Below are 23,292 nucleotides of genomic sequence, written 5' to 3'. Positions count from 1 at the left end.
TAATGGCGGCTTATTTTTATGCCGTTTTGAATGATGGAATGTGAAACATTGCCTGATTGAGGCGATGCTAATTCTCGTCGCTGTCAATACGCAGCAATGGGGCCTGTTCGTCCTCAATCAAGCCCACCGCAAAGGTTCCGACTGCTGTTTTTCCCTTTGCAAAGGCGAGAACAGACAACAGGCTCGTCACCAATGCAGGGTCTTCGGCCCTCGGATAAATTTGTAGCGCAAGCGTGGCCATATCGATCCATGCCCGCTCATAGGCATCCATCAGCCATTCAGGGATAGGTGGGTTGCGATCATTGTTGAGGCGCGCTTCTTCGATGGTTGCGATGAGCGCGAAGGCATTCCAGTCCGCAAGCTTCAACTGCCAGGCAATCCGGACAATCTCGGGAACGGAAGCATAGGCGGCCGTATCCACATCCCGCTTGTAAATCAGATTATCCCAAAGCTCATCCCAAGCCAGCGTAAAATCGCCCTGTTCGAGTGCCTGAAGTGCCTCGGACGGGTTATAAAGGTCACGATACCCGCTGCGTAGCGTGTACCAGCGTTCATCGGTCCATGCCAACAAACTCATGCTTGCCCCATCAAATGTTTACCGAGCCAATCAATCGTGTCATTGGCATGAATGCAATAACGAATGCGTGCGGGATGGCTCCGATTCCGTCCACGCGAAGCAATGGCTGTGCATAAGGATGCAATACATGAATTCGACTATAGACAGCACTGATGCAACAATACCGGTTCAGGGGCAGCTCGAAGCCTATAATGCCTGCGACATTGACACATTCATGCAGTTTTGGGCTGATGATTGCCAATATTATGCTTTTCCCGATCAATTGCTCGCCAATGGCGCCGCAGAAATCCGCGAACGGCATATTGTCCGTTTCAAGGAGCCGAATCTGCTGGGAAAACTGCTCAAGCGCATCGCTGTTGGTACGATGGTCATTGATCAGGAAGTTGTAACACGCACGTTCCCCGAGGGTCCCGGCGAGGTGGATGTCATTGCCATCTATGAAATCGATAAAGGCAAGATTGCTAAAGCCTGGTTCAAGATGGGCCAGCCACGGCTGCATGATTCGGCAGCCTGACCCCGCAATCATAATTCACTAGTGAATCTTTTGTCCGGCGAAAATACAGCTACCAGTGCTAAGCACTGAGGCGGATGTTGCCGGAGCGCTCCGGGTGCATTCAGCCAAGGGCTCTGATGATCACATGATAATCAGGCCCTGTTTATGTCGGGGGGATTGCATGATCAGGAAACTTCTTGCGGGCATCGCATTTGCAACATTGGCCGTCTCATCCGCGCAGGCACAGACGTGTGCAGGTAATTTCAAGACGGAAGGTATTCCGGTTATCACTGCCATAAATTACAAGAGCTGGCAGGTTTTCCCGAAGCTCGACCCGAAGACGGCGTTGAGTAATCTCGCGCAAGCCGTGGCTGCTGAAGGTTTTTCCGGCATCGATGTGAACAAGAGCCTTGGTGCGATCACGGCCGAGCAGGAAGTCACCGGTTCGGGCCGCCCGCAGACATTGCGTGTCGTCGTGCGCAAGGCGGGCAAGGGTAGCCGGGTTGATGTGGTTTTCATGGTTGCGATAGGACAGATAGCACCCGAAGGCACAACGCGCACCGCCATCTGCCGCATTATTGCATCGGCCAACGGTTAGGGTGGGGAGAACTGCCCGGCCGCTTCGGCGACCGGGCAGGTACTCTGACCGGGCAGATAAATCTATCGGCGGACAGCGCGCCCGACGGCAATCAGGATACAGGCGCCGACAAAACCGGCGATGAGATAGCCGATCCAGCCTGAGAGAATAATGCCGAATACCGACAGGATGGCATTGGCAAGCACCGCACCAACGATGCCCAGAATAATGTTCATGATGATGCCGGTATTGCTCTTCATGAACATCTCGGCCAGCCATCCGGCCAGACCACCGATGATAATGGCAGCAATCCAGCCTACACCTGCAGTTCCCATATCAATTCCCTCCGTTGCGAACAGTCGCGACGATTGAAACGGTGGAGCGTGCGGTTTGTTCCGCGCCCCATGCGCTATTTCCAGCCTTTGCGTGGCCGCCAGTCTTCTTCGTCATCCCGTTCACGCAGCCAGCGCTTTATTTCCCGGCAATTGCGGGGGCGGCCATCACTGACCCTGCCGTCGGTGCAGGGGTTGTAACGCTCACGTCTCTCGCGATAATCGTCCCGCCTTTCCCGATAGCGCTCGCGCCGATCCAGCATGCGCAGGAGTTCGCGGCAACTGCGGGGCTTGCCGTCATTGTAACGGCCGTCGGTGCAGGGGTTGTCGTACTGAACAAAATGGATCAGCGGCTTTTGATAAAGGCGGCTGTCGATTGGTGTCGCATCACCGACGGCAGACGCGGCGGCCACCGCAGACGTGGCGGCCATAGCAGGGGTAAAACTCAGAAGCAGCACAGCGGGCAGCAGGACTCGAAAGAGACTGGGCATCTTGGCTCTCCGGATGTGGTGCCATCATTGACAGCACCGGATCCAAAGAGTGTGAGCGATTCCCATTGCGGCAACATTGCACAAAAGTGGAAACTGTAAATTGGGCAATATCTGAAACTTCACGGAACCAGATAGTGCTGGCCCCACTCATTTTTCGGAACCTTGTCGCCAATCTGGTATTTGAAGGCGACGATTTCCATATTGTCTTCATTCGTCATGCATTTGAATGCCAGATGATACCATTCGCCTCGGCTACGAAAGGCTGCGCCGCGCGACTTGATCGAATGCACATCCACCTTCGGATCAGCAAAGGCATAGGCAAGCACCTTATCGGGATTATAGCCATGTTCGTCCTTGCGGATGCGCTCCATAGCCTCGACGTCGCAGCGCTGTTCCAGCCGGGTCTGCGGATCGAGCTTTTCCAGTCCGACTTCCATCCTCGTATCCATTGCCGATGCGGATTGCAGGGACAGCGCAAGGATTGCGAACAGGAGCGTTGGCTTTTTCATGAATGGGGTCAGCCTTCTATATCTGCCTGCGGACAACGCCTTGGCAGCGATGTTGATGAATCAAACCTGACGGTCTGCTTTTCGAATCGCGGGGAGAGGAAATTTGCCCAAAGCTGCGGCAATGTCAAAAGTTGCCAACTTGGTTGCCGATCATGTTGAGGATACAATCCCCTATCCGACCCATATCCGGCCCCCTATCCGGCAAAGAGGAGGTATATCCGATGACAGAAGATGAACAGGCAATCCGCAATGTCGTCGAGACGTGGATAGCCGCCAGCCAGGCAGGCGATACTGCCACGATTCTCAGCCTGATGACCGACGACGTTGTATTCACCGTGCCCGGCCGGGAACCATTCGGCAGGGAAGTCTTTGCCTCTGCTTCAGACAGTCTGAAAGAGATGCGCATGGAGGGGACAAGCGATATTGTCGAGCTTCAGATTCTTGGGCAATGGGCGTTCATCCGCAATCATATCAGGATTGCCGTTACCGCACCGGGCAGCGCGACGCAACGCCGCTCGGGCTATACGCTGACCCTTCTGCAAAAAGAGCCCGACGGCAAGTGGCGGCTCGCGCGCGACGCCAATATGGTGACAGAAGACAAGTAGCTCGGTGTTAGGCGCGGCGAGCCGTCACAATCCATGTCCCGGTGCCGACGAAAACGCCATCCGGCGTCCGGTAGGCTTCAAGGTTCCGCCGAATGGCCTCCCACGCGGCGTCTGCCTTGTCGGGGAACTGTTTGATGTGTTCACCGACGAAACCAATGTGAAGAATGCTCAACACTTCGTCGATATCGCCGCCACCTGTCTTAAGATTCAGTGGCGTAACACCAATATCGGTAAAACCTGCCGCGCCAAGAACTGCCCGCACGCGCTCGGGATTGGCGAGCGAAAATGCGCCCGGACCGATTCCCGGTAAATCCGGGGCTGGCACGCCATGTTTGCTGGCGATCTGAATTGGCATTTCAAACCATTCGACTTCGGGCCGGTCACGCCAGCAAACAAAGGCAAGACGTCCGCCCGGCTTCAATGCCTTGCCCAGATTGGTGAAGGCCGCAACAGGATCATCGAAGAACATCACGCCAAAGCGCGAAAACAATCCGTCAAACTGACCGGAGCCAAAGCCATGTGTCTGCGCATTGGCTTCGATGAAGTGCAGATTGCTCAGGCCTTTCTCCGCCGCATGATTGCGCCCGGCAGCGAGCATGGACGCAGACAGGTCAGCACCGGTTACACTGCCATCCGGTCCGACAGCATGGGCCAATGCCAGAGAAGTATTGCCGCAGCCACAGCCCACATCCAGAAAGCGCTCGCCCCTTTGTGGTGCAAGAGCTTTGATTGCCTGTTCGCCCAGCGGCGCAAGCATCCGCTCCAGCGGGGCCTGCAAGGCTATCCAGTTATGCGAACGTGAATCGTCCCATACACCCGGTGTTCCGGTATCATTGTTGCGTGCATCAGACATGGGAATCCTTGCTGTTGGATGGAGCGTCGATATCTGTCGCTTATTCATCCGTGCTCAGATCCAGATCGGCAAGCTCTTTTTCTCCGGCAGTCTGGGCCTCCTGCTCTGTCTTGTAAGGACCGATCTGCGGACCGGCTTCCCCATCGACAACGAGCACATAATACCAGCTCGTATCGTTCTTCTGGCTGACCGCCACATGACAGATTTGTTCATTGCTCATCGCGATTCTCCTGCCTGCATAGCGGTTATTTCATAAAGCACATGGCGGCACAGCGGGTGATCTTTTGGCAGGCTGGGATGGTCGAATTCGCCCGTCTTTTGCATGCCAAGCCGTTGCATCAATCCCCAGGAGGCAGTGTTGGCGGGCGTGGTAAAACTGACGATATGGTCGAGTTTCAAGACCTGGAAGCCATAGGCAAGCGCGGCTTCTGCTGCTTCCCGTGCCAGCCCTTTGCCGTGCCATGGCGTCGAAAGCCGCCAGCCGATTTCAACTGCCGGGGTAAAGGACGCTTGCCATGGGATATCGGCAAGTCCGCACATACCGATCAGCGTTCCGCTGGCACGCTCTTCAAGCGCCCAGAAGCCCCAGCCATTTTCAGCAAACTGCGCGTCGATGCGATCAAGCATGGCATCCGAACCTTCACGCGTCAGGGGCATGAGATAGCGCTGAACGGCAGGTTCACTGTTAAGCGCAAAAAACGGCGCACGATCTTCCGCCCGCCATTGGCGCAGTCGGAGCCGGGGAGTTTCTGGTTGCATGGGGCAATTATGGGAGTGAAGCCCGAGGCCGTCAAGGCGTGTTGAGGCGAACAAGAGGGGCGGCAGGTTTCGGGTGGCGGCTTGGAACCCGTAAGGCCATTCATTGCGCCGCGGGCATGTTTAACGTGCCCTTCCCACCGAAATCGCAGAGGCTGCAAAATGAACAGTTTGAATGGAAAGATCGCTATCGTTACCGGCGCAAGCTCCGGCATTGGTTACGAAACGGCAAAGCTTTTTGCCCGCGAAGGCGCGAGCGTTGTTGTCTCGGCCCGCAATAGGAATGGGCTGGATAAGCTTGTTGCCGAGATCATTGTTGATGGCGGCAAGGCTATCGCGCTGGCCGGGGATGTCAGCGATGAAACCTGTGCCAAAGCTCTGGTGGAATTGGCTGAAGAGAAATTTGGCGGGCTGGACATTGCGTTCAACAATGCCGGAACCAATGGTGAGATGGGGCCAACGCCCGATATCTCGCTTGCCGGTTGGCAAAACACTGTTGATGTCAATCTGACATCGGCTTTCCTCGCGGCAAAATACCAGTTGCCGGCCATGCAACGGCGTGGCGGTGGCTCGCTGATTTTTACCTCGACCTTTGTCGGTCACACAGCAGGTATGCCCGGCACGGCTGCCTATGCTGCCAGCAAGGCGGGGCTTCTCGGATTGATGAAAACACTGGCGGTGGAGTTTGGTCCACAGGGCATCCGTGTCAACGCGCTGCTGCCGGGCGGAACGGCGACCGCTCTGGCCGAAGCCTGGGTGGATACGCCGGAAAAGCTGGCCTTTGTGGAGGGGCTGCATGCCCTGAAGCGGCGGGCACAGCCGATCGAGATCGCCCACTCGGCACTCTATCTTGCCTCTGATGCGTCAAGCTTCACCACCGGCTCGGCAATGCTTGTTGATGGCGGCGTCTCGATCAACCGGACGTAAGAGTTACTTCAACTGCGTGCGCAGCGTTTCCTTCACCACCATATCGAAGGAATCGCTGCCCTTGTCCTTGTCTTGCTTGGCCGTCTGTTCGGCGACATAGGCATCGCGCTTCTTCACCAGTTCAGCCATGCCTTCTTCCAACTTGCCGCGTTCCTGCGATTGCTGATCGAGAACAGCCTGTTTCTCTTCATTGGACTTACCGCGCAACTTCTCCGGCAATTCCGCATCCTTGAGTGCATCGAGTTTCTGAGTGCCGTTCTTCACGTCGGCAACCAGATCGCCGCCACCGGTAACGACTTCTTTCGAACCACCCTTTTTCGAATAATAGCGGGAATTGTCGACCTGCACCGAGGCCGGAGCCATGGCCTTTGTTTCCATCTTGGTGCGCAAATCAGCCTGCTTCGCCCCGCTGCCATAGGGGATAACAGTCTTGTCGATCTTCTGTTGCAGGATGATGATGTCGCCGTCAAACGGCGTTTCGATAACAGTGATGCGTCCGCCATCCTGCGGAATCGCGATATAACGGCCATGTCCCAACTGGGCGATTTCGCGCCAGACTTTCGTCGTATCTGGATCGTCACCCGCCTGCACTGTATTGACGGTAATCGCCGCATCCTGCGCCCGTTTCAGCACCTGCGGGTACAGGGGGCCATTGGGGTAATCCATATGCGGCGGGGCGTCGCCGACAAGAAAGACGATGCGTTTTGCATCGCCGCCCTTGGTCCATTCCAGTTTGCGCACGGACTCATCAAGCGCCTCATTGACGGACTCGGGCGTATCGCCGCCGCCATCGGCTTCGAGCTTGATCAGCTTGCCATAGAGCCCCTGCATATCGGAACTCATGGCGAAGGACTTGACCACATATTCGTCGCCCCTGTCGCGATAGGCAACCAGCGCCATGCGGATATCCGCATCGGGATTGACGTCGATAATCGTGTTGGCGATTGACCATATCTTGCGCTTGGCTCCATCGATGAGATCGGCCATGGAGCCTGTTGTGTCGAGCACGAAGGCAACTTCGATGCGCTGGCCCTTGATATTGCTTTGCGCCAGAGCCGGCGAGGCCAGGGCGGTCATGGCAAGACCTGCAGCAAGACCTGTTACGAGAAGACGCGGTGAACGATACATGGATTCCCCCCAAACGTTGATCCGATGCCTATGTTTCGCGGCGGATTGCGGCTTAATTGGGAGATGCTTTGGACAAGACTGTGATGCCCGGGAAATATCGATTCTTATACTTTTTGCTAGCTAAGATTTTTCTACATTTGCAGATAGGCTGTGAGTATGCGGACAGCGCGCTAGTCATTAGATCACACGTCGCTCCGATTTGACCAAAATGCCAATAAGTATTTGGTAATACTGAATATTATACTTCGATTATATTGCGTTTGAAGATTTGGAGAGCAGAGATTGGCGATGAGGTTTATTGCCTATGTTGACGAAGCGGGTGATGAAGGGTTTGGCAAGCTTGCAGAACAGGGCCCCACCGCCCAGTCATCTTGGTTTGCAATTGGTGCCTGCCTGGTCAGTGACGATGATGATAAGCTTCTGCCGGTTTGGCGTGACGAGATACTTCGGCAATTTCCAAAGAAACGCACGTTGGATTTGCATTTTCGCGATCTAAAACATGATCAAAGAGTTCAGACGTGCCTTATGATTGCGCAACGGCCAATTGCGGCGTGTGTTGTTGCTTCAAACAAGGTCACGCTTCTGACACACCCCAAACGAGAGATTTTTAAGAAGAAGCAACACCTTTATAATTACCTGACTCGCTTCCTGCTCGAAGGACTTACACATGCTTGCAAACGTAAAGCGGAACTGGAGGGCGATGGGCAGGCAAGTTTACGGGTAGTCTTTTCCCGGCGAAGAGGCACTGACTACCACGCTATGCGTGAATATTTGGAGTTTATGCGCGATGGCCGTGAGGTCATGAAACCGGTTCGAACAATCGATTGGAGCGTTCTTTCTCCCTCGGACATCGCTGTTGAAAATCACAGCAAAAGGGCAGGTCTTCAAATAGCCGACGTATTCACCAGTGCCCTCTGGCATGCGATTGAACCAAATGGATATGGCTTCTGTGAATCTCGGTATGCACGCAGCCTCGCTACCCGCCTTATTAAACGCCGTGGCCAAAGGTTGGATTGCGGACTGACACTTGTTCCAGCTTACGGAAAAACACCGCTGAACAACGAGCAGACAGAGTTTGTCGAATGGATTAGATGCTACAAATAAAAATGTGGGCCCCCAGACTCCTGAAGAACACTGCAGAGAGTGCTGCCGCCTCGAAGGCAACTCGGAGCAATCTGGCGCTTACCCACCACCATATAATAGGATTAATATCGTATTTTTCAATACAACATTGGTCTATGAAGCACGAATTGACCAACAATTCATTCTCGCCCGTATTTGGGTGGCAAGATCGATTGCCTTACGGACATTTCTGGGTGCATTGCGCTATTCCGTTGACAGAATAGCGCATTCAATAAATGTAAGCATGCTGATGGTAAGTGTGCGATCTGTTGAACCTGGTCCCCCAAAGACGAAAGTGCCCCGGATCGTTTACAGTCAGTAGAGGCTCGGTGCTCTCCATGGTAGTGACATGCAATGGCCGGTGTCGAGCCTCACAATTCCTGTGTTCAACACATGATGTGTTGATGGCGCGTATATTACGCGCGCCGCCGGTGGGTTGGCATTGCATTTCAACCTGAAGCCCGACATTCTCCAGCCTCCAACGTTCTTAGCGAGGCAACATGATCTCCCGAATTGAACTTGAAACGGTATGGGCACCCCGGCTTCTCTCTGTCCTGCGCATCATAACGGCATTGCTGTTCGTGGCGCATGGCTCGTCAAAGCTGTTCGGCTTTCCCATGGCAATGGACCCGGCGCCAAATCTGATGTCGCTGATTGGCGTGGCTGCCATCCTTGAATTCGTCGGTGGCATACTTTTGGCTCTCGGTCTTTTCACGCGTCCAATCGCATTCCTGTTGTCGGGTGAAATGGCCGTTGCCTACTGGATGGCGCACGCGCCGCAAGGCTTCTATCCGATCGTCAATCACGGTGAAAACGCTGTGCTCTTCTGCTTTGTCTTCCTCTATCTGGCTGCCGCCGGTCCGGGAAGCTGGGCTCTCGACAAGGCGCGCGGATAGGCACGGCTCCATGCTCGCCAGGCTGTTGACCACCGTGCCAACAGCCACATTTACCTGTCGTTAAGCATGCAGGCTTACCCTTGGAGCCTTGGAGGGCGCATAGCCCTCGTTGGATGTGAAGGCTGGTCCGATGATAAGCGATAACGACAACGACAGTATCTGGACAGATTTCGTCTGCCGCACCTGTGCGCTCGCAATCTTCATGATTGGCGTTGCGATCCCCGTCGCATTCAAGCTGTTCCTGTAGGTTCCGGCTGCAAAGGCATCATTGCCGATTTGTAATTTGACCCGGCAGGGCAGCCGCTCCACCATGGCGATGCTGGTTTGTCGTGGGGCCAGCACGAGGCTCGACGGTCACCTGTCCTTCAAAATTCCGGTGCCGTCGAGTCTCTCCAAATTTTGAAGATAAATACTTCAAGTTTTACATGCGGAAACCCCGTTAAGGTTACTTATAATAGAGCTATTCTAAAGTTTAGCGGAATGGAGCATAAGAAACGCCTCTCATAAAATGTCAAAAGACTGTGAGGAGACTGTTTCGTGCGATCAAAGATTACTTACGTCGATCAGAAGAATTACAAAAACAAAATCGTTGTTCAGGCGTATGGGCGCAGTGAGACCGCCCAGGCGCATTTGCTGGCTGCGATGCGCAGAATGCGGCGGCGTATGCGCATGAAAATGCTCGTCTTCAATAAATATTAGTCACAGGTTCAGCCGGGCGTTTATCCCCTGCGCTGCGGCGCGGCCGGTGGCAAAGCACGCTGTCAGAAGGTAGCCCCCGGTCGGTGCTTCCCAGTCCAGCATTTCCCCGGCCACGAAAACACCGGGTAGCGCTTTCAGCATATATGTCTCGTCGATGGCGCTCCAGCGAACGCCACCAGCCGAGGATATGGCCTCGGTGATGGGGCGGGGGCGCAGTACAACCAGCGGTAGCGCCTTGATCAGCCCTACCAGCCGTTGCGGATCGGAAAGATCAGCTGCGTCGGCAAATTTTCGCAGCAATGCAATTTTGATGCCCTCGATCCCTGCGCCTTTGCGTAAGCGATTTGAGAAACTCGCCTTGCTGTCCTGACGCGCCAGGTCCCGCGCCAGCTTTTCGGTGGATCGTCCGGGCGCCAGATCAAGCACAAGCGATGCGCTGCCTTGCTCTTCCAATTGATCCCGCAAACTGGCCGCATGGGCATAGACAAGACTGCCTTCGATACCATGTTGTGTGATGACAAACTCACCGGAAAATGCACCAGCACCTGAGGTAGCCGTAACGGATTTTACCGGAGTTCCGTCAAAACGCTCCCTGAAACCATCGTCCCAATCCACGTCGAAGCCGCAATTGGCCGGGCGCAGCACATTAATTTCCACGCCCTTATCGGCCAGCCACGAGGTCCATGCGCCATCGGAACCGAGCTTTGGCCAACTTGCGCCGCCAAGTGCCAGCAATGCTGCGTCGCATTCGACGGTCTTGATCCCCGCCGGTGTTTCAAATGTGAAAGCGTTTCCGGTGAAACCCATCCAGCGGTGACGGGTTAGAATGGTCACACCCTGCGCCTCAAGCCGGCGTAGCCAAGCACGTAACAGCGGCGATGCTTTCATCACCTTTGGAAACACCCGCCCTGATGAGCCAGTAAATGTTTCCGTGCCAAGGCCAGCGGCCCATGCCTGCACTTCTTCGGGTGTGAACCCATCAAGAGCAGGGCGCAAATGTGCAGATGCAGCACCAAACCGGGCAACGAAACGCGCGTAGTCTTCCGAGTGTGTGATGTTCAGGCCTGACTTGCCCGCAAGCAGGAACTTACGGCTGACGGTCGGCATTGCATCATAGACTGTTACGTCATGTCCGGCTGCTGATAGCACTTCGGCTGCCATAAGGCCCGCGGGGCCGCCACCGATAATCGCGATTGTTTTGCGTTGCATATGCCTGTCCAAACCCGAAATACTGCTGTTCACTCATGACCCGGACGTGTGGTGAGTACAAGATCATTCGGCACAGGAACTTTTGCAAAAACTGTCTTTGAAGCGCCATTGTAATAAAACAGTTGCATGACACGTTAACACTTTCGCGCATATGGGCTTTACGGCTTCCATAAAAAATCGTTACAAGGGTGCGTCGTTCACTTTGTGCGACACTCAATACATCTGCCCTACGGAGGTTCATTATGGCCACAGGCACAGTTAAATGGTTTAATTCTACAAAGGGCTTCGGCTTCATTCAGCCTGAAGATGGCGGTGCAGATGTATTCGTACACATCTCTGCAGTTGAACGCGCTGGATTGCGTGATCTCAACGACGGCCAGAAAATCAATTACGAACTGGTGCGCGACAAGAAGTCGGGCAAAATGTCAGCGGATCAGCTGAGCGCCGCTTAAAGCTGGTGCCAGCGGGGTCACCATTGGGCGATCCCCGGGGTCACCTAAGTGTGATCCTCCGGATCGTCCCGGTGGCGGTCCACGATGACAGAACAGAATGAAACAGGCCGGATGCAAATCCGGCCTGTTTCTTTTTTGCCGACAAAGGCGCCATCGAATCGTTCCACTAGCGCTTTTGGCCATGTTGAGGCATCCTGTCATCGGACTTTGATCGTAGCAGGGGAGGACGCGAATGCGCTGCTTTACGGTACTTGGACCCTCGCAGACCGGAAAATCCACGCTCGTGGAAAAACTCGGCGCGCTGGAGGGCGCGCCAAGGAAGTCGGTCTCGCCTTATGGGTTAAATCTGACAGAATTCACTTTCGGTAATGAAACATGGTGCGCACTGGATGCGCCGGGTGCCAATGAAGCCCTTACGCACGCGCAGGATGCACTCTTGGCCAGTGATGCCTGTATCCTGTGTGTTTCACCCGCGCCTGAGGATGCGGTGCTTGCCGCGCCTTATTTGAGAGCCATCGAAGCGTCGGGGACGCCTTGCATCGTTTTCGTCAACCGCATTGACGAGCCAAGAGGCCGGGTGCGCGATGTCATTTCAGCATTGCAAGGCTATTGCAGCCATTCTCTCGTGCTCCGGCAGATACCCATCCGCGAGGGAGACAAGGTTGTCGGCACATGCGACCTGATTTCCGAACGCGCCTGGCGCTATCGCGAGGGGCAGACATCCGCCCTGATCGAGATACCGGAAAGCGAGCTTGAGCGGGAACACGAGGCGCGCGCCGAACTTCTGGAACATTTGTCCGAATTTGACGATTGGCTGCTGGAAGAGCTGATCGAGGACCGCGAACCGCCGAGCGATGCGGTTTTTGCCATTTCATCGCGTGTCTTGCGCGAAAACAGGATTATTCCCGTGCTGCTTGGTTCAGCCAGCCACAGCAATGGCATCATGCGCCTGATGAAGGCGCTGCGCCATGAAGCGCCACCTGTTGACATGCTGCGCAAGCGCCTTGCCGCTGCAAACAGCACGCCTGAAAACGCCTTGGCGGCTGTCAGCTTCCATGCCTATCACCGCCAGAATATCGGCAAGACTGTGCTGGTGCGTGCGTTGAAGGACGGACTGAAGCAGGGTGGACTACTTGGCGGAGGGCGGCTCGGGCCGGTGCAGGATCCGGGAACCGGAAAGCCCACCCCATCGGGAATACCTGTACCCGGCGATGTCTTCGCCACCGTGAAATCCGATCATCTGCCGGTGCCGTCTTTGCTTAGCCTCGATGCCGTGATCACGGCACCTGAATGGACCACACCGCCGACACCCATGCTGGAGCGCATCCTTGTCCCCGAAAGCGAACGGGACGAAACAAAATTGTCGGAAACACTGGCAAAACTGGCGGAGACGGATCACGGATTGAAGGTCATGCAGGAGGAGGGCACGGGTGCCCAGCTTGTCAGTGTGCAGGGCCCGGTGCATCTGCGTGATCTGTGCAAAATGCTGTCCGATGTCTTCCACGTCAATGTCACAGACCGGATGCCGAGCCCGGTCTACCGGGAAACCATCTCCAAACCGGCGGAGGTTCACTACCGGCACCGCAAACAGACAGGCGGTGCAGGCCAGTTCGCCGATGTGAAACTCAGCGTGCATCCCAATGGGCGCGGCGAAGGTTTTTCCTTTGCCGAAACGGTCAAGGGTGGTGCTGTCCCGCGCAATTACATACCGGCTGTCGAGGCGGGTTCGCGCGAGGCAATGGAGCGAGGGCCACTGGGGCTACCGGTCATCGATGTCGGCGTCATGCTGACTGATGGTCAGCACCATTCAGTCGACAGTTCGGAATTTGCTTTCCGCGCTGCGGCAAAAATGGGGGTAAAGCAGGCGCTTTCAGAAGCGGCGGCTGTGCTTATGCAGCCGGTGTTCCGCATCGAGATTCATATCCCATCTGTTTATTCGGGCAATCTCGTACCCATTATTTCCGCCTTCAAGGGGCAGGTACTGGGTTTTGACCGGGACGACAACACCAAGGGTTGGGATGTCTTCCGGGCCATTATTCCCGGCAGTGCATTGGATGAATTGGCGCGCGCCTTGCGCTCGGCAACGCAGGGCATTGGCAGTTTTTCCAAAGCTTTCGATCATTTTGAGGAGCTTTACGGCAAGGAGGCGGACGCTATCGTCACAGCTCAGGCCGCGCACGCCCATTGAACAAGTGCCGGGCCGCCGCATCGAGACGGCCCGGCATTGCTTCAGTTCTGTCGCTCGGCGGCAAAAAACGCCTCCGGACTTTCCACTTCGATCAGGCGACGCTTTTCAATCAGCCAGAAGCGGTTGCCGACTGCCCTGACGAAACTGCGGTCGTGCGAGACCAGCAGGCAGCTTGCCTCATGCGCCATCAGTTCCGATTCCAGTGCCTCCTGACCGTCAATATCCAGATGGTTGGTCGGTTCATCCAGCAGGTAGAAGTTCGGATTGGCAAGCCGTAGTACCAGCATGCCAAGCCGCGCCTTTTGCCCGCCTGACAGCACACTGTTCGGCTTGCTCTGGATATCAATGCCAAGTCCGGCTCCAGCCAGAAGGGTGCGGGTGCGCTGGTCGCCAATATCGAAGCGCCTGTTGATCGTATCAAACGGCGTGTCCCGATCCGGCAGGTCGGCAAGTGCCTGATCACCATAGCCGAGCACCAGAGAAGGCGTTGCCTTGACTGCCTCAGGCGAGGTCAGCGGCTCCGTAATGGCACGCCTGATCATGCCGACAAGACGTGTTTTGCCCGCACCATTGGCCCCGAGAAGAACGATCCTGTCGCCTTGGCATATCCATTTCCTGCCTGTCTTGAACAGGAGCGTACCATCTGGCGTTTCCACCGATGCATCGTCGAGCGTCACCAGCACCTTGGCATGGGTGCCGCTGTTGGTGAGCCTGATTGCCCCGGCAGAGCGTTCCTGATGGGCAGGACGCGCAGCATCCTCAAGCCTTTCCGCCCGCTGTTTCAACTGCTTGGTCTTGACGGTCAAAAGATCGCTGCCGGAATTGATGCCGATATTGTTGAGCTTGGCGGCTTGCTGGCGCAACTGCTGCGCCACCTTCATGTCCCGCTCGTAACGGCGTGCTTCCGCTGCATCGATTTCATCCAGCGCTGCCCGAGCCCGTGTATAGGGCAGGGTAAAGGCTTGCGAGTTCTCCGGCCGCAGGAACAGTGTCCGGTTGGTCGTGGCATCAAGAAAAGCCCGATCATGGCTGCAGATGACAACAGGAACATCGCGCGGCAAATTATTGAGCCAGTCTTCCATCTGCGCGATCTTGGCAAGATCGAGATGGTTGGTGGGCTCATCCAGCAGCAGAACATCCGGGTCTGTCACCCATACACGCGCAAGCAGGGCAAGTCTTTGCCAGCCGCCGCTTAGCAGGGCAAGGGTGCGCTCGCGCAACTCATCGGGCACGTCAAGCGAGGCAAGCACCACATCGACACGCCAGCTTTCCGTCTCTTTCTGCTCGGCGGGCAAGGCCTGCAACACCATTTCGTAGAAGGAGGTATTGAGAAGATTATCAGGCACAACCTGTTCGACAGTGTCGATGCGCAGGCCGCGCGTGCGGGTGATATCGCCGGTGGTGGAATCAAGCGTTCCAGCAAGGCAGCGCAGCAGGGTGGATTTACCCCGGCCATTGGCGGCGACGATGCCGATACGATCCCCCGCGCCGACGACGAGGTTGAGGTTGACAAAAAGCGGGGCTCCGAGGGTAACGCCCAGGTTTCTTACATTGATGAGTGCCATTTTGATTCTCTGGTCTGCCGGGCCATGTGCATTGACGGTATTCTGTTTGTACCGTCGGTTTTGCACCGGTGGTCAGCGTCCATGCGGGCAATGACCATTTGGCTCGGTGGGTTGTGACGTTACGCAAGGCCGCTCGAATAACGAGTTTGGCGCTGCGTGACCACGAAGGGCAGACCTGGAATGGGTATGGAAAAGCTGTTTCCGGTCAGCCCTGCAAACGTATCTGCAGGGCGTTGACGGGGCCACGCTGGCGATGATGCCGGAAGAACGTATTCATGCGCAGCCCTCCTTTCCTTAAAATGAGCTTGGCACTCCCATAGCATTCCACGGAGCGGCTTTCAATCGCCTTTGCCATGGTTGATATGGCGCAGAATTACCTGGAAAATATGCTGGTTACTATCTTTCCGAAGTGTAGCTCTACATGCATTATAAGAAGGGGGTTGCTGCGAAAGCAGATTTTGAGGGGATTTCATGCGGCTTGGCAAGCTATTACTGGTGTCTGGATTCTTGTTGTGCCTGAACGGACAGGCTTTTGCCACCGAGACGATGGGCCCTTTCAGAAATGGCGAATATCCGGCGGAAGTCGACCTTTTGCTCGGGATGGCCGAGAAGGGCGATGTCAACGCGCAGTACAAACTTGGCGATATTTATCAGACCGGCACAAAGGTTCCGGAGAACGATTATGAAGCTGCCAGATGGTATCGCAAGGCTGCCGATGGAGGTCATGCCAAAGCGCAGCTGGAATTGGGTGCGCTGTATGAAAATGGCGCCGGTGTTGTTGAAGACAAGGCCGAAGCCGCCCGGTGGTATCGCAAGTCCGCTGAACAGGGATATGCCAAGGCACAGCTCTACCTTGGCGATATGTATGATGGCGGCATAGGCGTTGTACAAGACAGTTCTGAAGCGTTCCGCTGGTATCGCAAATCCGCTGAGCAGGGACTGGCGGGAGGGCAGAACAGTCTTGGTGTTATGTACGACAACGGTAGAGGCGTTCGGCAAGACCACAGCGAAGCGGTAAAATGGTATCGCAAAGCGGTGAAACAGGGACATCCGAATGCCCAGACCAATTTGGGTCTGAAGTACGAATTTGGTGAGGGCGTTGCGAGGAACCCAATCGAGGCAATTCGCTGGTACCGCAAGGCCGCCGAGCAGGGCTGGGCCGGGGGACAACACAATCTTGGCACCATGTATGATGAAGGCAAAGGCGTTAAGAAAGACGATCTGGAGGCGGTGCGCTGGTACCGCAAGGCTGCGGATCAGGGATATGCGAAAGCAGAGAACAATCTGGGTGCCATGTACTTTAACGGGAACGGCGTGGCCAAAGATTTGGGGCGGGCTGCCGAGTGGTATCGCAAAGCTGCCGACCACGGAAACAGTTACGCGCAAAACAACCTTGGCAACATGTATTTCATGGGTAATGGTTTTGCAGAAGACAAGGTTGAAGCAGCCAGATGGTATCGCAAAGCCGCCGATCAAGGCCATGCCGATGCACAGAACAACCTTGGTGACGCGTACTATTTTGGAGCCGGTGTTGCCGGGGACAAGGCAGAGGCTGCAAATTGGTATCGCAAGGCGGCCGAGCAAAACAACGCGGATGCGCAATACAACCTTGCCTATCTCTATGATCTGGGAGAGGGCGTCGTCCAGGACTATCCTCAAGCCGTCAGCTTGTATCGCAAGGCCGCAGCGCAAGGAAAGCTTTGGGCTCAAACGAGGCTTGGGTTGAAATATGAAAACGGCGACGGCGTGCCCCGCAATATCGCCAAAGCACGAGGCTGGTACGCCAAAGCGGCGGAAGGCGGACTTGATGAGGCCCAGTTCAACCTCGGAGTTCTCTATGCAAATGAAGTGGGCGGTAAACCAGACTACATGGCTGCACTGAAATGGTATGAGAAGGCGGCGGCTCAGGGGAATGCCAAAGCGCAAAACAATCTTGGTACGCTGTACGAAAAGGGTGGGGGCGTTGCGAAAGACCTGCGCATGGCGGTCGATTGGTATCGAAAAGCTGCCGATAAAGGCAGTGCCGTCGCGCAGAACAATCTGGGCACCAAATATTATCAGGGCGAGGGTATTTCAAAGAACCTGTTTGAAGCTGCCAAATGGTATCGTAAATCTGCCGATCAGGACTATGCCGATGCGCAATATAGTCTCGGCTATATGTATGAGCACGGTGAGGGCCTGATAAAAAATCAGGCTGAAGCCTTGGGGTGGTATCGCAAAGCTGCTGAACAGGGAAATGCCGACGCGCAATACGTGCTTGGCGGCAGGTATGAATATGGCACAGGTTTGGAGCAGCACAAATCCCTTGCCGCGAGCTGGTATCGCAAGGCTGCTGAACAAGGCTATGCCGACGCTCAATACAGGCTTGGCCTGCTCTATTTTGAGGGTAAAGGCGACGCGCCTGATCAAACACAGCCGGCTGCATGGCTAAGCAAGGTCGCGCATAGTTTTACCACGGCGCCAACGAGTTCCGGTGTGCCTGATTCAGCCGGTGATGGCATCGTGCAGGACCGGGCTGAAGCAGCCAAATGGTTTCGCAAAGCAGCCGAACAGGACAACACCGATGCGCAGTATAGGCTTGGTCTTATATATGCGCGGGGGCTGGGCCTCACGGAGGATAAAGCCGAGGCGGCCAAGTGGTTTGGCAAGGCGGCGGCCCGTGGCTCTGCCGAGGCGCAATACAGCCTCGCTGTCATGTTGGTCGCCGGACAGGGTGTAACCAGAAACGCAGGTGAAGCAGCCAGATGGTTCCGCAAAGCTGGCGAGCTTGGCAATGCCAAAGCTCAGTACAGCTTGGGACTTGCGTATGAGCAGGGAACCGGCTTGCGGCCGGACAGGACAGAAGCCATCAAATGGTATCTGAAAGCGGCAAGGCAGGGCCATGCCAAGGCCCGGCTGAAGCTGTCAGAAATGGGTGCCGGTGGTTAGGGGCATGCCCCCGACAGCGTTTTGAAGCTCATCCCCGCGAAACTTTGAAAAAAGCCTGTTTGCCCTGAATGCCCGCAAGATTGCCTCCATGGCCTTCCTTGGTACACAGGGCAATCGCTTCGATATAGTAGTTTGCCATAGCCGACATGGGCGGGTTGAGCAGAAATGGCACAGCTTTCCAGTTGTAGAAGGTCAGCGCCACCAGATTATGCGTCTTCGGTATGAGTGATTTCGGGTCCTTGAACAGATTGGAGACGAGATTGAAAATGCCAATCGACTCGCGGCTTGGGGTCATGAGTGTGCCGGTTGTAATACCGACAGCGCCAGAAAATTGGTCCGACCCATCGGAATCCTTCCAATAGGGGCCCTTGAAGATTGGCACGCCAATCTCTCCATCAATGACAGGTGTTCCGGGGACGGGTCCGATCGCCTCGCCGGTTGAAGGCAGCTTTGCCAGTTCGTTGGAGCCTTTGACTTTGAAATCCTTGACCTTCACGGTAAGCACACTCAAGCCGAAGGTAATGCCGAGTGTTCCGCCGAGACCGCCGCCGGTGAAGACAATCTGCTCACCGGTTTTCCGGTTGACCATGGGAATGGAAATGTGACCAAGCGTGACGCCTAATTTGGCAACAGGCGTGCTGACTGAAACACCAAGCTCCTTGGCATCAACAAGATTCCAGTCCGTCCGCTTACTATTGATCGAAGAGGCATAATTCTGGACCTCCTCCCGCTGGCGATTGTACTCATCCTGTTGCCGATAGGCTTCCTGCATCATCCCGGCGCGGGCAGCAGCGGAAAATCCAAAATCACTCGGGCCCATGGTTCCTCCTGTAAGGCGTATTGCTCCGAAGATTAGACGAAAGAGCTTATTCTCGTCGCACTGTGCAATAAAATTTGCAGGTAGAATACCCGTAGATTTCTGTGAATCTCAAATTTCTTTGTTGCGAAAACACCAACGGAGATGCAGAGGCAATAGTGGCGACGGCCAGATTGTTGTTGTTTCTGGACCGGAATTTCATTGCGAAAATCTGTTGGACATCACGTGAAGTCCTCCAGCTGATTTAGCCGCTGGAGGCATTACTTCGGTCAATTACCGGCAAATCAGCGTGTGGCAATACGCGAGGAAGATGGCAGGCGCTCCACCACGACGAGGCGCGAGACCTCGCCTCGCTGGAAAGCCTTGAGGAACCGGCGATAATCCTTGAACACCACACATCCGTTCGAATCGCCGCGCGGCCCGAGCATGTAGGTGTGGGCGAGCAGGCCGTTGCGACCAAAGGCATTGCGACCATCAACCGGGGTCAGGCGGATCGCCGCGACGCCATGGAAAAGCGCCTCACGCATGGTGAGATTATAGGTGTGTGGCGGTGTTGGTCCACGGTTCGACTCGCGTGTGAAGCGGGGATTATCAAGCATATGCCCCATGCCCGAATGCGCTTCTAGCTGTTCGCCATTGGGCAGGTAAACCGTGCGTGCGGAAATATCATAGACCGCAACACCATTGCGCGAGCCGCCAAATATTGACCCGAACAAACGTCTGGTGCGCGGCATGGCTTCGATCACCGCATCATCCGGCCGGATCGAAGCGAGTTTCGCGTTAGGCTGCTGCTTTGCCGGTGCATTCGGTGCTGCCGGAAAGCTTTCCGTCGCAAGTTTTGGCCGTTGCACGGGCAGGGGAACGTCTATCGAGTCCTGTCCGTCATCGGATTGCGTATCATCCGGCGCAATGCTGGCCGTATCCCGGGCGGGCGCATTCTCGGGTACAGGAACCGCGACTTCCAGATCCGGTGCCAGTGGTCCAATCAACGGATTGCTCTCGGTTGCCGATGGTGCGTAGCTTGCCAGCAGCGGTATTTGAGGCTCACCCCTCCGCTTGTCGACCAGATCGGGCTGTGCGCTAAACGGATCGTTCGATACGGATGCCAGAGCGGCATCCGCTGCGGCGATCTCCAGAGCCGTTCTCTTGGGCGCGTCTTCAGGCAGTGGAATTGATCCGACCGTTTTTGTATCAGGCGTTGACGCCCTGCCATTTGCAGCAAGCGCAAATGCACGATTGGCTATGGCAGACTGAATAGCGTTCTGCACGTCGGTGTCCACTGGACCGGCTGGCTTATTGAGAAGTGCTGTCACATCGGATTCCGACAGTGGTGACGTTTCCATCACGACAAGCGCGGAAGCCGGTTCGGCAAAAGCATCATCGTAAGTCACGACGACGCGATCTGCCGTATGCGCGTTTTTCGCCGCGCCCTGTGCACTGCGGAGAATGCGGTGCTTCAAATCGGGATTGAGCATTGCCAAAGCGCTGCTGCCTGGTCGGCGTGCGATCTGATCGTGTGGATTGACAAGAGCGATGGTCTCGAATGCCCGCAGATCATGCCGGATGACGGTTGGACCCGAAGAGAGGGTGGAAACCATTTTCTGCGTCGTGCTGACAGTTGCAAACATCCACACGGTTGCTGCTATCCCGACACCAATGGCAAGCGCGCTGACCAGCGTGCCGCGCGACTTGCCTGCGCGAGAAACAAAACCGTTAAAGGAGCCACCCTGACTGAATGTATCGGTCGCGAACGCCATCGTACTCTTTTTCCAAACGCTTACTCAAACCTGCGGCGCGCCCCAAAGGGGGCACCACGGCCAATACAAACCATCAGGCACGGAACACGCGTGTCTGACGTCATTTGCCGATTGGCTTGGAGCATGAAGAATCTTGGTTACTAATTTCTTTATATATCGACGTCTTGTTGATCACGAATTGCCACAGACCGGATAAGAACGTTGTTGATAATCTACATTGGGATACAAATCAGTGCGCCGCCCGTACCAAAGACATATTGCGCAAACGACAAGGTGGCCTATTAATGAAACCTTCGGGTTTCATTTGCCTCACAATGCAATTTCAAGAGGACATATCCATGGAAAAAGGTTCAAAAAGGGCCATATTGTGGCTGCTTGTGATTCCTTACATCGGGCTGCTCTGGGTTCCCTTCTATAATTTCCGCGAACCTGAACTGCTCGGCTTCCCCTTCTTTTACTGGTATCAGCTCGCCTTCGTGCCGCTGACTGCATTGATCACCTGGATTGTTTATCGGAGCACCAGCTATGACGACTAATCTTGATCCGGTAGCCATTTCGATTTTTGTTTTCTTCTTTGCGCTTGTCACCATTCTTGGCTTCGTCGCCTCGCGCTGGCGTGCGCCAAAGACCATGGACCATATTGATGAATGGGGTTTGGGTGGCCGAAACTTCGGTACATGGATCACATGGTTTCTCGTTGGTGGCGATTTTTACACCGCCTATACGATAATCGCGGTTCCGGCACTGGTCTATGCGGTTGGTGCCTACGGTTTTTTCGCACTGCCCTATACGATTGTTGTTTATCCCTTTGTATTCATGGTGATGCCGCTTTTGTGGAAGCGCGCCAAGGACAATGGCTATGTGACTGCCGGTGACGTGGTGTTCGGGCAATATGGTTCGCGCGGGCTTGAGCTTGCCGTGGCGCTGACGGGCGTGATTGCCACCATGCCCTATATCGCCCTGCAGCTGGTTGGTATGGCCACTGTCCTGCAAGCGCTGGGATTAACGGGTGAATTGCCCTTGGCGGTCGCCTTCATCATTCTTGCGCTTTATACCTATTCGGCTGGTTTGCGTGCCCCGGCACTGATCGCCTTCGTCAAGGATATCATGATCTATATTGTGGTGATCACCGCCGTTGCGCTGATCCCGTCGAAACTTGGCGGCTATGCCAATGTGTTTGCCTCAGCCGATGCGGCGTTCCAGGCAAAGGGGTCGGGCAGTCTGCTTCTGGGTGGCAATCAATATGTGGCCTATGCCACGCTTGCGCTCGGTTCAGCGCTGGCCGCCTTCATGTATCCGCATACGCTCACGGGTATTTTCGCCTCCAATAGCGGCAATACCATCCGCAAGAACGCGGTAATGCTGCCAGCCTATACGCTGCTGCTCGGCCTTCTCGCTTTGCTTGGTTATATGGGCCATGCGGCGCATCTCAATGTCTCCAGCCCCAATCAGGTGGTTCCGGCACTGTTCCAGACCCTGTTCCCGAGCTGGTTTGCCGGTTTTGCCTTTGCGGCGATTGCTATCGGCGCTCTGGTTCCAGCAGCCGTGATGAGCATTGGTGCCTCCAACCTCTTCACCCGCAATTTCTGGAAGGCCTATGTCAATCCCAATGTCACCGATGCCGGGGAGGCAAAGGTTGCCAAGATTACGTCGCTGGTGGTCAAGATCGGCGCGTTGCTGGTGATCGCATTCCTGCCAACGCAGTTTGCCCTTGATCTGCAATTGCTCGGCGGTATCTGGATTCTCCAGACGCTCCCGGCGCTGGTGTTCGGCCTCTATTCAAAATGGTTCCGCGCACCCGGTCTGCTGGCCGGTTGGTTCGTTGGCTTCTTCGGCGGCACCTATCTGGTCTGGATCAATGGCCTGAAGCCATTACAGGCACTCAGCCTCGGCGGTGCTCCGTTTACGATCTATATCGGACTTCTGGCACTGGCCGCCAATATTGTGGTGGCTGTGATCGTCAATCTCGTGACGGTTCCAGCTAGAAAAACCGCTTGAGAGTGAGCGTGTGCTGGGTGCGGTAGTCTACGTGCGATCGGGCGTGTGGTGAGTTTTCACCCCCCTCTGTCCTGTCGGACATCTCCCCACAAGGGGGGAGATCACATTGACGGTAACGCTTTCCCGCAACAGGAAGCGTTGCAGATTGTGCAAAGGCGGCAATACAGCTGATCTCCCCCCTTGTGGGGGAGATGTCCGACAGGACAGAGGGGGGTGAATGCTGCCGGTTCGTGGTTCGACAAGCTTGTCTGTTAGAGATGGTATAATGTGAAGAGGTCCACGTACCCTTTCCCGGCACGTGGACCGATTGACAGGATGCCGTTTCGACAAGCGGACATTGCAGTCCGATGGTGAGCAAGGCCCTGTCATTCGATGACACCCGAACAGTTGCAAGGGGCACCGACCCCGTATGA

Annotated in this window: 23 protein-coding genes; 11 read left to right on the top strand and 12 right to left on the bottom strand. The window is 55.4% G+C overall.

Annotated features, from left to right (window positions below):
* Positions 1-67: 67 nt before the first annotated feature.
* The gene (locus AB4Y96_RS23515; RefSeq protein WP_091880668.1) at positions 68-577 is read right to left on the bottom strand and encodes a hypothetical protein; all 510 of its coding nucleotides are present in this window, start codon (positions 575-577) and stop codon (positions 68-70) included.
* 127 nt (positions 578-704) lie between these two features.
* Between AB4Y96_RS23515 and AB4Y96_RS23510 the strand changes: the two genes are divergently transcribed.
* Together AB4Y96_RS23510 and AB4Y96_RS23505 are read left to right on the top strand one after the other, a co-directional pair.
* Positions 705-1,091 carry a nuclear transport factor 2 family protein gene (locus AB4Y96_RS23510; protein WP_441920288.1) on the top strand — a complete coding sequence of 129 codons (387 nt, stop codon included), beginning with the start codon at positions 705-707 and terminating at the stop codon, positions 1,089-1,091.
* A gap of 160 nt (positions 1,092-1,251) precedes the next feature.
* Complete coding sequence (locus AB4Y96_RS23505) at positions 1,252-1,668, top strand: hypothetical protein (RefSeq protein WP_441920286.1); 417 nt, start codon at positions 1,252-1,254, stop codon at positions 1,666-1,668.
* 62 nt (positions 1,669-1,730) lie between these two features.
* Here the strand turns inward: AB4Y96_RS23505 and AB4Y96_RS23500 are convergent, their stop codons facing one another.
* The 3 genes from AB4Y96_RS23500 to AB4Y96_RS23490 form a co-directional block, all read right to left on the bottom strand.
* Positions 1,731-1,982, bottom strand: coding sequence for a GlsB/YeaQ/YmgE family stress response membrane protein (locus tag AB4Y96_RS23500; protein ID WP_091880665.1), 252 nt, complete (start codon positions 1,980-1,982; stop codon positions 1,731-1,733).
* A 74-nt stretch (positions 1,983-2,056) separates the two neighbouring features.
* Positions 2,057-2,470 (bottom strand): hypothetical protein, encoded by a 414-nt coding sequence (locus AB4Y96_RS23495; RefSeq protein WP_441920285.1) that lies wholly within the window; start codon positions 2,468-2,470, stop codon positions 2,057-2,059.
* A gap of 119 nt (positions 2,471-2,589) precedes the next feature.
* A complete protein-coding gene (locus AB4Y96_RS23490; protein ID WP_091880662.1) occupies positions 2,590-2,979 on the bottom strand; it encodes a DUF930 domain-containing protein in 390 nt (129 codons plus the stop codon).
* 221 nt (positions 2,980-3,200) lie between these two features.
* Here AB4Y96_RS23490 and AB4Y96_RS23485 point away from each other — a divergent pair, with 221 nt between their 5' ends.
* A complete protein-coding gene (locus AB4Y96_RS23485) occupies positions 3,201-3,584 on the top strand; it encodes an SgcJ/EcaC family oxidoreductase (RefSeq protein WP_441920283.1) in 384 nt (127 codons plus the stop codon).
* A 7-nt stretch (positions 3,585-3,591) separates the two neighbouring features.
* On the opposite strand, the gene AB4Y96_RS23480 is transcribed toward AB4Y96_RS23485, so the two are convergent.
* From AB4Y96_RS23480 to AB4Y96_RS23470, 3 genes are read right to left on the bottom strand one after another with little or no spacing between them, the layout of a single operon-like run.
* Positions 3,592-4,437 carry a class I SAM-dependent methyltransferase gene (locus AB4Y96_RS23480; RefSeq protein ID WP_441920282.1) on the bottom strand — a complete coding sequence of 282 codons (846 nt, stop codon included), beginning with the start codon at positions 4,435-4,437 and terminating at the stop codon, positions 3,592-3,594.
* 40 nt (positions 4,438-4,477) lie between these two features.
* The gene (locus tag AB4Y96_RS23475; RefSeq protein WP_441920281.1) at positions 4,478-4,657 is read right to left on the bottom strand and encodes a hypothetical protein; all 180 of its coding nucleotides are present in this window, start codon (positions 4,655-4,657) and stop codon (positions 4,478-4,480) included.
* On the bottom strand, positions 4,654-5,196 hold the full coding sequence (locus AB4Y96_RS23470; protein ID WP_441920279.1) for a GNAT family N-acetyltransferase: 543 nt from the start codon (positions 5,194-5,196) through the stop codon (positions 4,654-4,656). The genes AB4Y96_RS23475 and AB4Y96_RS23470 overlap by 4 nt, the downstream gene beginning before the upstream one ends.
* A gap of 159 nt (positions 5,197-5,355) precedes the next feature.
* On the opposite strand from AB4Y96_RS23470, the gene AB4Y96_RS23465 reads away from it, so the two are divergent.
* Positions 5,356-6,120, top strand: coding sequence for an SDR family oxidoreductase (locus AB4Y96_RS23465; RefSeq protein ID WP_441920278.1), 765 nt, complete (start codon positions 5,356-5,358; stop codon positions 6,118-6,120).
* Positions 6,121-6,123: 3 nt separating this feature from the next.
* Here the strand turns inward: AB4Y96_RS23465 and AB4Y96_RS23460 are convergent, their stop codons facing one another.
* Positions 6,124-7,248 carry a vWA domain-containing protein gene (locus tag AB4Y96_RS23460; RefSeq protein ID WP_441920276.1) on the bottom strand — a complete coding sequence of 375 codons (1,125 nt, stop codon included), beginning with the start codon at positions 7,246-7,248 and terminating at the stop codon, positions 6,124-6,126.
* A gap of 288 nt (positions 7,249-7,536) precedes the next feature.
* On the opposite strand from AB4Y96_RS23460, the gene AB4Y96_RS23455 reads away from it, so the two are divergent.
* Both AB4Y96_RS23455 and AB4Y96_RS23450 read left to right on the top strand, forming a co-directional pair.
* Entirely contained in the window at positions 7,537-8,352 is an 816-nt protein-coding gene (locus AB4Y96_RS23455; RefSeq protein WP_441920317.1) for a DUF3800 domain-containing protein, read from the top strand.
* A gap of 518 nt (positions 8,353-8,870) precedes the next feature.
* Complete coding sequence (locus AB4Y96_RS23450; protein ID WP_091880650.1) at positions 8,871-9,266, top strand: DoxX family protein; 396 nt, start codon at positions 8,871-8,873, stop codon at positions 9,264-9,266.
* A gap of 699 nt (positions 9,267-9,965) precedes the next feature.
* On the opposite strand, the gene AB4Y96_RS23445 is transcribed toward AB4Y96_RS23450, so the two are convergent.
* Positions 9,966-11,174, bottom strand: a complete 1,209-nt coding sequence (locus AB4Y96_RS23445; RefSeq protein WP_441920273.1) for a TIGR03862 family flavoprotein — start codon at positions 11,172-11,174, stop codon at positions 9,966-9,968.
* Between the two features lie 242 nt (positions 11,175-11,416).
* Here AB4Y96_RS23445 and AB4Y96_RS23440 point away from each other — a divergent pair, with 242 nt between their 5' ends.
* Both AB4Y96_RS23440 and AB4Y96_RS23435 read left to right on the top strand, forming a co-directional pair.
* Positions 11,417-11,626 (top strand): cold-shock protein, encoded by a 210-nt coding sequence (locus AB4Y96_RS23440; protein WP_162700345.1) that lies wholly within the window; start codon positions 11,417-11,419, stop codon positions 11,624-11,626.
* Positions 11,627-11,858: 232 nt separating this feature from the next.
* Positions 11,859-13,814, top strand: a complete 1,956-nt coding sequence (locus tag AB4Y96_RS23435) for an elongation factor G (RefSeq protein ID WP_441920271.1) — start codon at positions 11,859-11,861, stop codon at positions 13,812-13,814.
* 41 nt (positions 13,815-13,855) lie between these two features.
* Here AB4Y96_RS23435 and AB4Y96_RS23430 read toward each other — a convergent pair whose 3' ends face one another.
* On the bottom strand, positions 13,856-15,379 hold the full coding sequence (locus AB4Y96_RS23430) for an ABC-F family ATP-binding cassette domain-containing protein (protein WP_441920269.1): 1,524 nt from the start codon (positions 15,377-15,379) through the stop codon (positions 13,856-13,858).
* A gap of 507 nt (positions 15,380-15,886) precedes the next feature.
* Between AB4Y96_RS23430 and AB4Y96_RS23425 the strand changes: the two genes are divergently transcribed.
* Positions 15,887-18,307, top strand: a complete 2,421-nt coding sequence (locus AB4Y96_RS23425; protein ID WP_441920267.1) for an SEL1-like repeat protein — start codon at positions 15,887-15,889, stop codon at positions 18,305-18,307.
* A 28-nt stretch (positions 18,308-18,335) separates the two neighbouring features.
* On the opposite strand, the gene AB4Y96_RS23420 is transcribed toward AB4Y96_RS23425, so the two are convergent.
* Both AB4Y96_RS23420 and AB4Y96_RS23415 read right to left on the bottom strand, forming a co-directional pair.
* A complete protein-coding gene (locus tag AB4Y96_RS23420) occupies positions 18,336-19,127 on the bottom strand; it encodes a hypothetical protein (RefSeq protein WP_091880642.1) in 792 nt (263 codons plus the stop codon).
* Between the two features lie 281 nt (positions 19,128-19,408).
* Positions 19,409-20,881 carry a DUF2778 domain-containing protein gene (locus AB4Y96_RS23415; protein WP_441920265.1) on the bottom strand — a complete coding sequence of 491 codons (1,473 nt, stop codon included), beginning with the start codon at positions 20,879-20,881 and terminating at the stop codon, positions 19,409-19,411.
* A gap of 338 nt (positions 20,882-21,219) precedes the next feature.
* Between AB4Y96_RS23415 and AB4Y96_RS23410 the strand changes: the two genes are divergently transcribed.
* Together AB4Y96_RS23410 and mctP are read left to right on the top strand one after the other, a co-directional pair.
* Positions 21,220-21,417: a DUF3311 domain-containing protein gene (locus AB4Y96_RS23410; protein ID WP_091881159.1), complete on the top strand. Its 198-nt coding sequence runs from the start codon at positions 21,220-21,222 to the stop codon at positions 21,415-21,417.
* Positions 21,407-22,879 carry a monocarboxylate uptake permease MctP gene (mctP, locus tag AB4Y96_RS23405; RefSeq protein WP_441920263.1) on the top strand — a complete coding sequence of 491 codons (1,473 nt, stop codon included), beginning with the start codon at positions 21,407-21,409 and terminating at the stop codon, positions 22,877-22,879. The genes AB4Y96_RS23410 and mctP overlap by 11 nt, the downstream gene beginning before the upstream one ends.
* Positions 22,880-23,292: the final 413 nt, after the last annotated feature.

Source organism: Phyllobacterium sp. TAF24, assembly GCF_052113785.1.
In the GTDB taxonomy this organism is placed as follows: Bacteria; Pseudomonadota; Alphaproteobacteria; order Rhizobiales; family Rhizobiaceae; genus Phyllobacterium.
This window is presented reverse-complemented; position numbering and strand designations above follow the sequence as displayed.